The organism is Listeria weihenstephanensis, assembly GCF_003534205.1.
GTDB classification, from domain to species: domain Bacteria; phylum Bacillota; class Bacilli; order Lactobacillales; family Listeriaceae; genus Listeria_A; species Listeria_A weihenstephanensis.
The window spans coordinates 2625614-2640494 of record NZ_CP011102.1 but is presented as its reverse complement, the minus strand read 5'-3'; the positions used below and the strand labels follow the sequence as shown (position 1 = coordinate 2640494).

General features: G+C 42.7%; 11 protein-coding genes and 1 pseudogene. 9 read left to right on the top strand and 3 right to left on the bottom strand.

What is annotated here, in order from left to right; genetic code table 11:
- Nucleotides 1–37: 37 nt before the first annotated feature.
- From UE46_RS12820 to UE46_RS12800, 5 genes are read left to right on the top strand one after another with little or no spacing between them, the layout of a single operon-like run.
- Complete coding sequence (locus UE46_RS12820) at nt 38–1114, top strand: Gfo/Idh/MocA family protein (protein ID WP_036060008.1); 1077 nt, start codon at nt 38–40, stop codon at nt 1112–1114.
- Nucleotides 1115–1130: 16 nt separating this feature from the next.
- Nucleotides 1131–1871 (top strand): sugar phosphate isomerase/epimerase family protein, encoded by a 741-nt coding sequence (locus UE46_RS12815; RefSeq protein ID WP_036060009.1) that lies wholly within the window; start codon nt 1131–1133, stop codon nt 1869–1871.
- Nucleotides 1871–2593: a ThuA domain-containing protein gene (locus tag UE46_RS12810; RefSeq protein WP_036060010.1), complete on the top strand. Its 723-nt coding sequence runs from the start codon at nt 1871–1873 to the stop codon at nt 2591–2593. The genes UE46_RS12815 and UE46_RS12810 overlap by 1 nt, the downstream gene beginning before the upstream one ends.
- A 1-nt stretch (nt 2594) precedes the next feature.
- On the top strand, nt 2595–3563 hold the full coding sequence (locus UE46_RS12805; protein WP_036060011.1) for a sugar phosphate isomerase/epimerase family protein: 969 nt from the start codon (nt 2595–2597) through the stop codon (nt 3561–3563).
- Nucleotides 3564–3575: 12 nt separating this feature from the next.
- Nucleotides 3576–4628, top strand: a complete 1053-nt coding sequence (locus UE46_RS12800; RefSeq protein WP_036060012.1) for a Gfo/Idh/MocA family protein — start codon at nt 3576–3578, stop codon at nt 4626–4628.
- A 58-nt stretch (nt 4629–4686) separates the two neighbouring features.
- Here the strand turns inward: UE46_RS12800 and UE46_RS12795 are convergent.
- Nucleotides 4687–5115 (bottom strand): annotated as a pseudogene (locus UE46_RS12795) (CapA family protein); the annotation flags it as partial.
- A gap of 288 nt (nt 5116–5403) precedes the next feature.
- Between UE46_RS12795 and UE46_RS12790 the strand changes: the two are divergent.
- The 3 genes from UE46_RS12790 (at nt 5404) to UE46_RS12780 (ending at nt 8238) form a co-directional block, all read left to right on the top strand.
- Nucleotides 5404–6165 (top strand): DUF2653 family protein, encoded by a 762-nt coding sequence (locus UE46_RS12790; RefSeq protein WP_036060013.1) that lies wholly within the window; start codon nt 5404–5406, stop codon nt 6163–6165.
- Between the two features lie 255 nt (nt 6166–6420).
- Entirely contained in the window at nt 6421–7479 is a 1059-nt protein-coding gene (locus UE46_RS12785; RefSeq protein ID WP_118907678.1) for a Glu/Leu/Phe/Val dehydrogenase dimerization domain-containing protein, read from the top strand.
- An 81-nt stretch (nt 7480–7560) separates the two neighbouring features.
- Nucleotides 7561–8238, top strand: a complete 678-nt coding sequence (locus tag UE46_RS12780) for a histidine phosphatase family protein (RefSeq protein ID WP_036060014.1) — start codon at nt 7561–7563, stop codon at nt 8236–8238.
- A 64-nt stretch (nt 8239–8302) separates the two neighbouring features.
- Here the strand turns inward: UE46_RS12780 and UE46_RS12775 are convergent, their stop codons facing one another.
- The gene (locus UE46_RS12775; RefSeq protein ID WP_036060016.1) at nt 8303–9334 is read right to left on the bottom strand and encodes a YdcF family protein; all 1032 of its coding nucleotides are present in this window, start codon (nt 9332–9334) and stop codon (nt 8303–8305) included.
- A 214-nt stretch (nt 9335–9548) separates the two neighbouring features.
- On the opposite strand from UE46_RS12775, the gene UE46_RS12770 reads away from it, so the two are divergent.
- Nucleotides 9549–10676, top strand: a complete 1128-nt coding sequence (locus UE46_RS12770) for an Lmo2079 family surface lipoprotein (RefSeq protein WP_051492862.1) — start codon at nt 9549–9551, stop codon at nt 10674–10676.
- A 53-nt stretch (nt 10677–10729) separates the two neighbouring features.
- Here UE46_RS12770 and UE46_RS12765 read toward each other — a convergent pair whose 3' ends face one another.
- On the bottom strand, nt 10730–14809 hold the full coding sequence (locus UE46_RS12765) for an immunoglobulin-like domain-containing protein (RefSeq protein ID WP_118907677.1): 4080 nt from the start codon (nt 14807–14809) through the stop codon (nt 10730–10732).
- Between the last annotated feature and the right edge of the window lie 72 nt (nt 14810–14881).

Below are 14881 nucleotides of genomic sequence, written 5' to 3'. Positions count from 1 at the left end.
GTATCATGGAGATAACAAATCAAATGGAGGTTTTTTTATGACGTTGAAAATTGGAATTATAGGTTGTGGCGGTATTGCAAATGGGAAACATATGCCGAGTTTGGCGAATGTAGCAGAAGCAGAAATGGTCGCGTTTTGCGATATCGTAGAAGAACGTGCGGAGAAAGCTAAGGTAGATTTCGGTGTGGATAATGCAAGCGTATACACGGATTACAAGGATTTACTAGCAGATAAAACGATTGATGTGATCCATGTTTGTACACCGAATATTTCTCACGCGGAGATTTCGATTGCGGCAATGGAAGCTGGAAAACACGTGATGTGCGAGAAACCAATGGCGAAAACAACGGCGGAAGCGCAAGCGATGATTGATGCGAGTAAAAAGACTGGCAAAAAGTTAACGATTGGCTATCAAAACCGATTCCGGAAAGATTCGCAGTACTTGCATACCGTTTGTGAAAATAATGAACTAGGCGAGATTTATTATGCGAAGGCAAAAGCGATTCGTCGTCGTGCGGTGCCAACTTGGGGCGTATTTTTAGATGAAGAGGCGCAAGGTGGCGGACCGTTGATTGATATCGGGACTCATGCACTTGATTTAACGCTTTGGATGATGGACAATTACAAACCGAAATATGTGGTTGGAAATGCGTATCATAAATTATCGCAACGTGAAAATGCAGCGAATGCTTGGGGACCTTGGGATCCTTCGAAATTTACTGTAGAAGACTCAGCGTTTGGTTTTATTACGATGGAAAACGGCGCAACGATTGTGTTGGAATCTAGCTGGGCACTAAATACGTTGGACGTTGGTGAGGCGAAAACATCGCTTTGTGGAACGGAAGGTGGCGCAGATATGGAAGACGGTTTGCGGATTAATGGTGAAGCGCATAGCCAAATGTTTGAGACGGAAATTCAGTTGGAAGCGGGCGGTGTTGACTTTTATGATGGTGAAGGCGATGATCCTGCGGTACTTGAGGCACAGCAGTGGGTTGATAGTATTTTAAACAACACGGAAGCTACTGTAAAACCGGAACAAGCACTTGTTGTGACGCAAATTTTAGAAGCGATTTATGAGTCTTCACAAACGGGACAACCGGTATTTTTCAAATAAGAATGGGGGACTTCGGATGACAAAACCAATTGCGATTCAGTTATGGAGTGTGCAGGAGGCGTGTCGGGAGGATTTCTTTGGGACGCTTGAGAGGATCGCTGAGATGGGCTATGACGGCGTGGAATTTGCGGGATATTATGATCGTTCAGCGGCGGATTTGAAGGCGAAATTGGCGGAGCTGGGACTTGGGATTGCGGGCTCGCATATTCCGTACGAGAAGTTGCGCGATGAGCTGGACACGGTGATTGCGTTTGAGCAGGAGCTGGGCAATGACTATATCGTTTGTCCGTGGGCGGATTTTGAGACGGAAGCGGAGTGGATCGAATTTGCGAAGTCGCTGCGTGTGATTGCGGAACAGGTTCGGGCGAGAGGGCTTCATTTTGTTTATCATAACCATGCGCATGAGTTTAAACGCCTCGGCAATGATTACATTTTGGACGTGTTGCTCGCGGGTGTTCACGGGTTGGAAGTGGAGCTGGATACGTATTGGGTGCATCACGCGGGTGTTGACGTGGTGCCATATATGGAGCGTTGGGCGGACCGGATGCCACTCGTGCATTTAAAAGATATGAAACGCGATCCTGTTGTGGAAAGCACGGAGATTGGCAACGGCGTACTTGCGGTGAAGCGGTTTGCTGAGCTTGCCGAGCAGAACGGCGTGAAATGGCTAATCATTGAACAAGAGGCATTCGATAAAGATCAGCTTTTGAGCGTCGAAATCGGCCTGAAAAATTTGAGAAAGATGGTGGGCAAATAATGACGAAAGTAACAGTATGGAATGAATTTCGCCATGAAAAAGAGAGCGAAGAAGTTGCTGCGATTTATCCAGATGGTATTCACGGTCAGATTGCGAGCTTTTTAACGGCTTCAGGGCTTGATGTCAAAACGGCGACGCTTGATGAGCCAGAGCATGGTTTGACGGAAGCAGTCTTAGCCGAGACGGATGTCCTTGTTTGGTGGGGCCACATTGCGCACGATCAAGTCGACGAGGAAATAGTAAACCGTGTTCATAAGCGAATTTTGGAAGGAATGGGCTTAGTCGTGTTGCATTCAGGTCACATGTCGAAAATTTTCATGAAGTTGATGGGGACGAGTTGCGATTTGAAATGGCGCGAGGCGGATGAGAAAGAACGGCTTTGGGTCGTGGCACCGAATCACCCGATCACGGATGGCGTTCCAGAATATATTGACCTTGAAAAAGAGGAGATGTACGGCGAGCATTTTGATGTTCCAGCTCCAGAAGAATTGATTTTCATAAGCTGGTTTGAAGGTGGACATGTTTTCCGCAGTGGGGCTACATACAAGCGCGGCAACGGCAAGATTTTCTACTTCCAACCGGGGCACGAAACATATCCAACCTATTACAATGAATCGATTCAAAAAGTGATCACGAACGGCGTCAACTGGTGTGCCCCGACTTCTTGGGTGTACCCGAAATACGGTAACGCAGAACCACTAGAAAAGATCGGAGGAAAATAACATGAAATTAGGCGTATTTACACCACTATTTGCAAATTTAAGTTTGGATGAAATGCTGGATAAGGTGGCTGCGGCAGGTCTTGGAGCAGTAGAAATTGGAACAGGTGGGAATCCTGGAAACCATCATTGCCCAACCGATGAATTACTCGCAAGCGAAGAAGCACGTTTGGCGTATTTGAAGAAGTTTGACGATCGTGGAATCATCATTAGTGCGTTTAGTTGTCATGATAATCCGATTTCACCGGATCCAGAAGAAGCGCGCGCAGCCGATGAAATTTTGCGAAAAACGATTCGTTTGGCGTCGATGATGGGCGTTCCAGTCGTGAACACGTTCTCAGGGACAGCGGGTGACAGTGATGAAGCGAAAGCTCCAAACTGGCCAGTAGCGCCTTGGCCAACGGTTTACAGCGATATCAAAAAATGGCAATGGGAAGAAAAGTTAATCCCTTATTGGAAAGAAATCGGGCGTTTAGCAGAAGAATATGACGTTAAAATTGGCATCGAGCTTCACGGCGGATTCCTTGTTCACACACCACATACGATTCTAGAATTACGCGCAGCAACCAGTCCAGCAATCGGCGCAAACCTTGATCCGAGTCATTTATGGTGGCAAGGCATCGATCCCGTCGGAGCTATTAAGATTCTCGGCAAAGAAGGCGCGATTCACCATTTCCACGCCAAAGACACGTATCTTGATCAAGATAACATTAACCGCTACGGCCTGCTCGATATGCAACCATATGGCGATGTCCAAACACGTGCGTGGACGTTCCGTTCGGTCGGTTGTGGGCATAGCGTGAACGAATGGTCAGACATGATGAGTGCCCTGCGCACGTTCGGCTATGACTACGTTGTCAGCATTGAGCATGAAGATCCGCTCATGTCGATTGACGAAGGTTTCCAGCGCGCGGTGACTAATTTGCAATCCATTTTGATAACAGAAGAACCGCTTGACATGTGGTGGGCGTAAGGAGGAGTTTCGATGAAGAATTTAGTTATAGTAGGTTTTGGCGGCATGGGAAGTTATCATGTGGAGCTCGTTGGCGCGGCTAGCGGGATTACGGTAACTGGTGTTTACGATATTGCGCCAGAACGGATCCAAGCAGCCAAGGATAAAGATCTCGAAACATATGCGAGCTTTGAGGACGTACTTGCAGATGAAAAAATTGATGCAGTACTGATTGCAACGCCAAATGATAGCCACCGAGAACTTGCGATCCAAGCACTAGAAGCGGGTAAGAACGTAGTTTGTGAGAAGCCGGTCACCATCACGAGTGCGGATCTAGAAGCGATTCTAACCGTTGCAAAAAAAGAAAACCGAACGTTCATGGTTCACCAAAATAGACGTTGGGATTCCGACTTCCTAATCGTACGCGACATGGTTCAAAAAGAAGCTCAAATCGGTAACGTATTCCACATCGAATCTCGTGTACAAGGCGCAAATGGGATTCCTGGCGATTGGCGCCATCTGAAAGCACAAGGCGGCGGCATGGTCCTCGATTGGGGTGTACATTTACTCGATCAACTCCTATTCATGACCGACAGCAAAATCAAGACCGTATCAGCGAACTTAAGCTACATTCTTGGCGATGAAGTCGATGACGGATTCACAAGTTTTATCACCTTCGAGAACGGTGTTACAGCCCTTATCGAAGTTGGTACTACAAACTATGTGAAGCTACCACGCTGGTACGTCAAAGGTACAGATGGCACCGCGCTCATCCAAGATTGGGATTTAAGTGGCGAAATCATCGCGCCAGATCGCACCGTTGCTAAAGTTGAGCCAACGCCAATTCAAGCGGGGCAAGGCCTCACAAAAACAATGGCACCACCATCTGAAGAATCCACAACAAGAAGTCCAATCACGAAAGTAGAGGCGGATATGCCAGGTTTCTACGACAATTTTGCAGCAGTTCTAAACGGCGAAGCAGAACCAATCGTAAAAAATGATGAAGTGCATCGCGTTCTCCGCCTAATCGAAGCAATTTTCGAAGCAGGCGAACAGAATAAAGTAGTCTATTTCAAAGAGCTATAAATGAGGCAGTAGGTACGTTTACCAATGTTCAGGTAAGCTTACCTACTGCTTTTATCAATCATTTTGATGTAATATCACCATTTGCATGAATCGTTGCATTTGGAGATATCGATTGTAAATAATTTAATTGCTCCGTCTTCGCGCTATCTTCTAGAAAATGCACTTGATTCCCAGAAATAATCCCTGGCTCAAAATTCCCAATCACTTTCCCATTATCAAAATTCATTCGATAAATGCCAGTTTCAGCGGCATGACCCTTCACGTAATCTGGGAATAAAAAGTTGCCGGGCGAATAAGCAATTGGAACCCCTGTATACACTTCAAAACTTTGTAGCCAATGCGGATGACTCGCGATGATTGCATCTACAAGGCCTTCATCGACCAATTTTTTAACGTATTGCTTTTGATATTCAACAGGTGTATTTGTTTTCTCACCCCCCCAATGAAAATAAACGACCATATAATTGATATCCTTTATATTGCGACGAATTCTGAGTTTTAGGGAACTGAAAAACATCATTAAGAAAGCTCAATGGCTTGCTAATACGCGCATAATATACTATAATTATACTATTCAAAATCAGTACGCCCGATAAGGGGAGTAGCAGTATAGCAATGTCGTCAGTACGGGATAAAACCCCGGCATTGTTAGCAATTTTTGTCGATTGTTTGCGAGACCTTACGTTTATTCGTGAGGTCTTTTTTCTGCGCATAAATGGCGAATCAGCTCAGGCAACTTGATGCGAACAATCTAGTAAAAACAGGAGGAAATCGATTGAAAAAGATACTATTTTTCGCTATGTCTATGATGTTAATATTTTCACCACTAGGCACGGTGACATTCAACACGATCATGCCCGCAAAATATGAACAAGTAAGCGAAGCGCACGCTAAAGGTTATCGATCACCAAGCCGTTCTTATCGACCAAATAATAACCAGGTGAAGCGCAACAATAACACGAATAAAGCAACAAACAATCAAACAGCAGCAAAGAAATCGAACCGTGGTTTCTGGGGCGGATTAATGTTTGGTGGGATTGCAGGTTTATTATTCGGAAGTATGCTAGGTAATATGGGAGCATTCGGTGATATTTTAGCCCTGATTATTAACGTGATCGCGATTATCTTAGTGATTCGTCTACTCATATATTTCTTCCAAAAATGGCGTAATCGTAATAATCCGAAGCCACAAGCGCAAGTTTTCGATCACCAGGGAACAACGAGTGGTGCGGAAAATACAACTAGTAATACGATTGTTCTTGACGAAGGAAATATTTCAAACGCCGTGATTCATTTCTTCACACACGAAAAAGGCTTGCAACTAGACGATGTAGAAGTAATTTTGACCTATGATGAGCAAAAAGGATTTGGCGCGGATGTCATGAAAAACGGCAGACTCGTTCAAGCGTTGGATCATTTCTCATTAATTCAAGCGATTAGATATTGGGCAACAAAAGAAGCTCATTTTGATCCGAACTGTGGTTTAGATTTACGATTCTCTGAAACAGAAGGAATAACAGCAATCGTAACGGAATAAAAGTTAGAAGTGCCCTTAAAACAGGCGCTTCTTTTTTATGTATTTTAGCTAACGGGAATATTACAAAAATAGTGCTACTAGATAGTTTCGGCCTGGGTGTATTCGCCTGATTTTGCTCTAGTTTAGTGAAAATCATATAGTCTTATAGACATGCGATTGGATACAAAGTATGAAAAATGATATATATAGTCTAAAAATTTCCCTTCAATAGTCTCATTTCGTATAATAAAAGGGAAGATACGAGGAGGGATTGTTATGTTGTTTGAGAAGATGGAACAGTATGATTATGAACAGGTTGTTTTTTGCCATGATAAGGCTTCTGGATTGAAGGCTATTATCGCAATTCACGATACCACACTTGGTCCAGCGCTTGGTGGATGCCGGATGTGGCCGTATGAAACAGAAGAAGAGGCGCTAGAAGACGTACTTCGCTTAGCTCGCGGAATGACATATAAAAATGCTGCGGCAGGACTTGCACTTGGTGGCGGGAAAACAGTAATCATTGGAGATCCAAAGAAAGATAAATCTGAGGAGATGTTCCGCGCCTTAGGTCGATTTGTGGAGCGCTTAAATGGAAGTTATATTATCGCAGAAGATGTTGGTATCACAGTGGCAGACATGGATTTAGTGCATGAAGAAACGAACCATGTCACAGGAATTTCTGAGCGTTTTGGTTCATCAGGGAATCCGAGTCCCATGACAGCATTTGGCGTTTACAGCGCGATGAAGCGTACGGCGTTGGAGACTTTTGGCTCAGATTCATTGCTAGATAAAACGATCGCAGTACAAGGCGTTGGAAATGTTGCTTTTGCTCTTTGTAAGTTGCTTCATGAGGACGGTGCCAAGCTAATCGTCACTGATATTAATGCCGATGCGGTGAATCGAGCCGTTACGCAATTTGGAGCGAAAGCCGTTGCCCCCGCAGAGATTTATGATGTGGAAGCAGATATTTTTGCCCCATGCGCTCTAGGCGGTATTTTGAATGGGGAAACGATCCCAAGGTTAAAAGTTGCGGCTATTTGTGGTAGCGCTAACAATCAACTTTTAGATGCAACAATACACGGCGAAATGTTGGCGAGTAAAGCGATATTATATGCGCCGGATTATATCGTGAACGCTGGTGGAGTTATCAATATTGCCGATGAGCTGAATACGTATAACGAAGCCCGTGCACAGCAGAAGATCGGCAAAATTTTTGATCAGATTGGTAAAGTTTTCGATATTGCCAAAATGGAACAAGTGACTCCAGCAGAAGCGGCGAATCGAATGGTAGAAAACAGAATGGAAGAGTCTAAAGCTAGGAAAATAGGATAAAAGAGGCAAGTCAATCATTTTTTTCAATCCTCAAAATATGGTATAGTGAAGGGAGTACATACCGATTTGGAGGGAAAAAGAATGAAAAAACCATTATCACTGTATTTTGTGCGTCACGGCCAAACGTATTTGAATAAATATGAGAAAATGCAAGGTTGGGCAGATTCACCATTGACTCCGGAGGGCGTAGAAATAGTAAAAGCGAGTGGACGAGGCCTTGCCGACACAGAGTTTGTTGCGGCATACTCTAGTGATCTGCACCGGACGATCGCGACGGCAGAGCTTATTTTAAAAGAAAATAAACATGGTTTTGGTTTAACGCTGGAACCGCGCAGTGAATTCCGCGAAACGTTCTTTGGTTCGTTCGAAGGGGATGCGAGTGCAATGACCTGGGACCGCGTGGCAAAATCGATGGGCTTTGCATCAAAAGCCGAACTTTATGCAAATGCAAATGTTCGTGAGACGATGAATGGAACAAAAGTAGCCGATCCAAAGCATGATGCCGAGGACTTTATGACATTTTGGCGTCGCGTTGAAGAAGGTTTCCTGCATGTCGTAAATACTCATCGCGAAACTGGCGGGAACATATTAATCGTAGCGCATGGCAATACGATTCGTAACATTGTGCACGAACTCGAACCATCCGTAAAAGCTGATTTCGTGTTGGATAATGCGAGTGTGACGGTGTTAACTTATGAAAATGGATTATTTAAAATTGAACGCTTGAACGATACATCTCATTTTAGCGAAAATGTTTAATACGGATAAAAAAGAAGCGATGACTTACAACCAAAATGTAAGTTAGAGCTTCTTTTTTCATAGTTTAACCAAAAGCAATCGTGACAACACCCAGGGCTAACATTCCTAGTAAGATGAGTGCTGTGACTGTAATATGCCATCCTTTATACATCACAATAATCGCAATAAATTCGCGCATCAGTGCATTTGGTAAATAATAAAGTGCTGTTTTAGAGCTAATACCCTGACTTTTTAATCCAGCTTTCCGCGCGTAAAGGCTAGCTCGGAACAGGTGGAAATTATTCGTGACGAAGATGCTACGATATTTCGGCTTTAAATCATCCATTAAGGTTTTTGAAAAACGCATATTTTGCAGCGTATTGACTGATAAATCTTCCATTAAAACATGATCTTCCGGAATCCCCTTATCAAGAAGATAGTTTTTCATCGCAAAAGCTTCGGATACGAATTCGTTAGGGCCTTGGCCACCAGACACGATAATCTGTGCTGCAAATTTTTTCGCAGTTTGTTTATGATAAAAAACAATGGCCCGGTCCAATCGACTAGCAAGCAGTGGAGGGACTCTGGTTCCATCGATCAGTCCGCTACCTAGTACAATGATGAAATCCTGCTTTAAGCGCGGCCGATTGTATTGATAAATATAGGAAGAAATCAGAAAACTGAAGAGTAGAAATGAAAAATATCCTAAAATCAAGAATAATGCGGTAAAAAAGATACTTAACCAAATAGAGTGGAATATCGTGACCTGCAATATGATGAGGACGATGAGCACAAGAATCATGATGCCGACAAATAGTGTGAGTAGATTCGGTATTTTCCGACCTTCGCGCTTCACCATAAGCCGCCCATTATAAACTAAACCGATGCCCAAACCAATGATAAGAAATGGGAAAAGTGCTAAAATCAAGAAGAAGACACCGATGACGATGAGTGCTATCAAGTTGCTATCCGTTGACATTAAACCATAGGCCACAGCAAGGATGGTGAAAAATAAGGCGAGCGTGAGAAAAATCCCGTTGCTCACTCTCCGTTTATCAATCATGAATAATATCAAAAATAAAATAATAAAAAATCCCGCGATATAAGCGAGTACCATAACTATAACCTCTTTTCTGTATATCAAACTCTAGTATACTGGGTATGCTTTCCAAAAGGCAAGTCAAAATTTTTTTATAGTGCTTCAAAATAGTAAGATTTACGATGCAGATAATTAGTTTATGCCGAATTTGTGAACAAATGATTAATAGGATTGAGTTCCTCTATCTTTTATGATAAGTTTAGATTATAAAAGAGAGCGAGGGAATATTTATATGAAAATGAAAAAGCTTACATTATTAGTTTTAACCTTAGTGATGGGACTTGTTCTAGTGGCGTGTGGGAGTACACCACAGGAGAAATTCACAAAAAGCGTTGAAAAAACATCAGAACCAGCAGATCAATCGACAACTACAATCGGATTTAAAATCGATGAACTACCAGCCACATTAAAAGCACAACAAAGCGCGGCGATGCTGGAAGGCCTGGCTGTCAAAATGACGGTAGCTAATGATCAAAAAGCACAAAAATCTGCGGCTACAATTGCGGTTAAAACGGCAGGATTAGTACATATAGATGCATCACTCGATTTATTAGTCGATTCGAAAGCAGAAAAAGTGTATTTCCCATTGAGCGATTTATACGATGATAAAGGCAATTTAACAACATTACTGGATCAACTTACAGGCGGTATGTTCTCACAAATCAAGAAAGAAAATCCAGATTTAGCAACGAAATATGTGGAACTGACAGAAGTTGCGAAAGATTTAACAGACGAAAAAGTGAAAAAAGAAGCAACAAACACGAAAGAAGTAGAAAAAGCAACGAAAGATTTGAGTAAAAAAGTTACCAAAACAGTAACAGATTATTTCAATAGCTTACCAGAAGATCGTTTTAAAGAGGGCGATGATGGTGAGTTAACAGTGAAATTAACGAAAACAGACATTACAAAATTAGCGAATCAATTAGTGAAGTTAGCGGATGACAAAGATGTGAAAGCTGATTTGAAAGTTATTGTAACAGCACAAGGCGTTTCGGAGAAAGACTTTGATGAGCAGTACACATCGTCTGTAGAATCCGTAAAAGAGGCAATTAAAGATGTAGAAGCTGAAAAAAATGCTAAAATTACAATCGATGCTACAATTAAGCCAGGTAAAGACGATACGATTGATAGCATGAATATGAAAGTGAAGATTACGGATACGCAAGATAAGGAAAACCCTGAAACAATGGCATTTACAATTACAATGAAAACAACAGATTCAGCCAAACTTCCGAAATTCCCAACTAAATCTGATGTGATTTCTACAACAGAATTACAAAAAATTATTGAAGAAGCAACATCTAGTTACTATGATTCGTTGTACGGTGATTCATTAACTGATACAGATACAGTACAATAAAAATAGCAAAAAACGAGATGTCCGAAAAACCGGGCATCTCGTTTTTTGTGTTGTTAATTCTTTCTACGCAAGAATAGTGCGCCAAATGCGGCTAGCAAACCACCAAAAAGAACAGTGGAAGACGTACTGCTATCGCCTGTTTTTGGTAAGGCTTTCGTTGGGCTTTTTTCTAAAGATGGTACGGTTTGCACGGGGACAACTGGATTTGTCGGTGGTGCTGGTTTTACCGTTGGAGCTGGCGTGACTACTGGTTTCACAGGGGTAACCGGAGTCACTGGTGTTACGGGCGTAATAGGATCCACAGGTAGAATCGGTTGTGCACCGACGATAACTGTAATCGTGAATTGTGTTTCATTTCCATCACTATCTGTCACACTATACGTCACGTGATAGATGCCTGCTTGTTGCGGATTCACGTCGTTACTAACTACTTGGATCAGGCTTGTTATGTCGCCATCTTCCAGGTCTTCTGCTGAAATACCTGCCATTGGATCAAAAGATTGACCGAAAGCGAGAGCTACATCACTCGCATGAATGACTGGTTTTTCATTCGTCAACACTGTGATAGTATAGGTTTGTTCGGTGGTGTTACCATCCGAATCAGTGACGCTGTATGTCACGTGATACACACCTGGCGCATCTGCATTAACGTCGCTCGAAATGACTTGGATATTGGCTGTGATGTCGCCGTCTTCTGTGTCATTCGCCGTGATGCCTGCCATTGGATCGAAGGCGCGGCCTGCTTTGAAGCTGCTATCTTGTCCTGCGATAACGGGTTTATCATTGCTCAGAACGGTAATTGTGCTTGTTTTTTCTGTCGTATTACCATCCGAATCTAGGACACTATACGTTATGTGGTAAGTGCCAGGAGCATCGATGTTTACGTCATTCGCAATGATTTTAACGACGCTACTAAGATCGCCATCTTCTAAATCACTCGCGGAAACACCTGTCATCGGATCAAATGCGAGATGGGCTTTGATGGTGCGATCAGCTGCTGTGATCACTGGTTTTTCATTAGTAAGAACTGTGACGGTAATGGTCTTGGTTGTCGTATTGCTATCAGAATCGGTCACGCTATAGGTGATATGATACGTACCAGCAATAGTTGCGTTGACATCATTTGTTGTAATTTTGATATCTTTTGTCACATCACCATCTTCCAAATCACTCGCGGAAACAATCGCCATTGGATCGAACGCAAAACCTGCTTTGAAGGTTTGATCCGCGACGTGAATTTCAGGTTTGTCATTCGTGCGTACATATACATGGCGCGTAGCTTCGGTCGTGTTGCCATCCGAATCAGTCACACTATACACGACAGTATACAAACCTTCTGATTTCATATTGACGTTAGTAGTGACTACTTTAATCTTTAACGTGACATCGCCATCTTCTAAATCACTTGCGGTAATACCACTGAAAGGATTAAAGGTATCGCCAACTTTCAAATAGACATCTTTCGTGCTGATAATCGGTGCATCGTTAGTCAAAATAGTGACTTGAATCGTCTTCGTTGTCGTGTTACCATCGGAATCAGTTACGCTGTAAGTCACATGATACATACCTGCTTTTTCTGTGTTAACATCGTTTGCTGTTACGGTGATTTTACTTGTGATGTCGCCATCTTCGGTATCGTGCGCGGTGACTGCTTTTTTCACATCATAGGTCGTATGAATACGTTGAACGATATCTGATGCGGCAATTGTTGGTGCATCATTGCTCGTAACGGTTACAGTAATTGTTTTTGTCGTGGTATTACCATCTGAATCCGTCACGCTATAAGTCACGTGATACGTACCGACTTTGCTTGTGTCCACGTCATTTGATTTGACAGAAATCTTGCTTGTCACATTGCCATCTTCGGTATCGCTTGCCGTTACGCCAGCTTTTGGATCAAAGGTTTTGCCTTTTTTCACGGATTTATCTGTTGCGGAAATGACAGGAGCATCATTGCTTGTGACCGTCACAACGATCGTTTTAGTTGTTGTATTGCCATCTGAATTGGTCACCGAATATGTGACATGATAGGTGCCTACATGGCTTGTATCTACATCATTCGCGGTAACGAGTACCTTCGCGGTAACGTCTCCATCATCTAAATCACTTGCTGTCATGCCAGCTTTTGGATCGAAGGTTTTGCCTTTTTTTACGGTTGCATCGGTGGCTAAAATTGTCGGTGCATCCTCACTTGTTACAGTTACGGTAATCGTTTTTGTGGTCTTGTTACCATCTGAATCCGTCACGCTATAAGTCACGTGATACGTACCGACTTTGCTTGTATTGACGTCGTTCGCAGTGATCGTTATTTTCGACGTTACATCACCATCTTCTAAGTCGCTCGCAGTCACACCCGTCAATGGGTTGAAACTACCACCTTTTTTCACAGACTTATCTGTTGCGGAAATCACAGGAGCATCATTACTTATCACAGTCACAGAGATCGTTTTCGTCGTCGTGTTACCGTCAGAATCCGTCACGCTATAAGTCACGTGATACGTACCGACTTTGCTTGTATCAACATCATTCGCAGTGATCGTCATTTTAGACGTTACATCACCATCTTCTAGATCGCTCGCAGTCACACCAGTTAATGGGTTGAAACTGCCACCTTTTTTCAAGGACTTATCTGTTGCGGAAATGACAGGAGCATCATTGCTTGTCACGGTTACTGTGATTGTTTTTGTAACGATATTATCATCAGAATCAGTGACGCTATATGTTACATGGTAGGTGCCAACTTGATTTACGTTCACATCATTTGCTGTTATAACAATTTGGCTTGTTAAATTGCCATCTTCCACATCATTAGCGCTGACACCAGCCAATGGATTGAATGCAGTACCTTTTTTCAGAGAAGAGTCACTAGCTGTAATTACGGGCTTGTTTCGAGGTGTAATCAATCGAATGGAATTTTCAGAAGTATATTTTACACCATTGACGCTTCCGATACCATGTATATTCAAATTAGTTCCTTTTGGCGCGGCATCAGATTTTACATTAATTTCATAAGACAATGTGAAAACATCGGTGCCCTTAGAAAAAGGAAGCTCGACCGTGTGATCTAGCAATGCGCTTTTTGAAACAGTAAATGTTTGGCCATCATTACGTGTTAGTACGATGTTTTCAATGGAAGTCTCGTCAAAAAGAGGGTCGATATCTGCGCCGTACTTCATGGTAAAGGCATTAGCGTTTGCAGTCTCATTAGAAATAGTATCATGAACGTATACTTTTTCGGACGGTGCTGCCGTTTGGATGTTGTTATTTGACTGGTCGGTGATAGCTAGTTGTAATTTAGGAGAGATACCATTGATTTGGAGCTTCGTGATAGAAAGTTCCTGAAGGTTACTTTGACCACCTGTTGATCCTACAAAGCCAAATTGTACCTCAGTTCCTCCAAATGTCGTCTGTAAATCAGCAACTTGATAACTTCCTGTATACCCCATATATTCGTATCTTAATGTTTTCGTGGCCGCATCCCATTCAATCGTCAACGGATGTTTTTGACCATCTTCGAAATAAGAACCTGCTGGTAGTACGTTCAGAGCATTGTGCTGAATAACAGGTCCTACACCAGGTACAGTTATGGCCATATGTTTATTTTTAGGGAATACATCAGTATCCCATGTTTCATTATATCCAGAGCCATCATTAATGTACGTATCAAATTCTACTGCGAGCGCATTCTTGATATAGTTAGTGCCATATATCCCTAGGGCCCCACCAGCAGTTGCGATAGCTACATTAGCGCGAGGATCATTTTGCATGACAAAAGCCATTCCGTCAGCACCAAGAGGATCGGTGCCCATGTATAACTCGGCTTCCAAATGGAAATTTTTAGTTAAATCAACTTTATTAGCACTATCTGACCACATTCCACCAACTTGAGTCGTCTGATTTGGTGTAATCGTAACGTTATTTTTATCGATACTTGATCCTGTGCCAGGTACAACTGAGAAGTAATCTGTTACATCGAGAACGTTGTCGTTACTCGTTTGTAGTCCTTTCAACTTGTTCTCCGCTTTATTTGCATATACGGGTGCTGCTTCTGATGCTAGAACAATTGTTTGTAGTGGTAACCCAGCGCATAAAACAAATGCAGCGGATGCTACCCCAATTTTTTTCATAATCATTGTATTTTTCCTCCTTATATTCAGCGCATATATTACTAGTCATTCTGCACTTCTAAACCAAGTCTAGCAGTA

What these genes read in the sequence shown, in the direction of transcription:
- UE46_RS12820 (WP_036060008.1), top strand. Translation starts at nt 38, where the DNA reads ATGACGTTGAAAATTGGAATTATAGGTTGTGGCGGTATTGCAAATGGG.
- UE46_RS12815 (WP_036060009.1), top strand. Translation starts at nt 1,131, where the DNA reads ATGACAAAACCAATTGCGATTCAGTTATGGAGTGTGCAGGAGGCGTGT.
- UE46_RS12810 (WP_036060010.1), top strand. Translation starts at nt 1,871, where the DNA reads ATGACGAAAGTAACAGTATGGAATGAATTTCGCCATGAAAAAGAGAGC.
- UE46_RS12805 (WP_036060011.1), top strand. Translation starts at nt 2,595, where the DNA reads ATGAAATTAGGCGTATTTACACCACTATTTGCAAATTTAAGTTTGGAT.
- UE46_RS12800 (WP_036060012.1), top strand. Translation starts at nt 3,576, where the DNA reads ATGAAGAATTTAGTTATAGTAGGTTTTGGCGGCATGGGAAGTTATCAT.
- UE46_RS12785 (WP_118907678.1), top strand. Translation starts at nt 6,421, where the DNA reads ATGTTGTTTGAGAAGATGGAACAGTATGATTATGAACAGGTTGTTTTT.
- UE46_RS12780 (WP_036060014.1), top strand. Translation starts at nt 7,561, where the DNA reads ATGAAAAAACCATTATCACTGTATTTTGTGCGTCACGGCCAAACGTAT.
- UE46_RS12775 (WP_036060016.1), bottom strand. Translation starts at nt 9,334, where the DNA reads ATGGTACTCGCTTATATCGCGGGATTTTTTATTATTTTATTTTTGATA.
- UE46_RS12770 (WP_051492862.1), top strand. Translation starts at nt 9,549, where the DNA reads ATGAAAATGAAAAAGCTTACATTATTAGTTTTAACCTTAGTGATGGGA.
- UE46_RS12765 (WP_118907677.1), bottom strand. Translation starts at nt 14,809, where the DNA reads ATGATTATGAAAAAAATTGGGGTAGCATCCGCTGCATTTGTTTTATGC.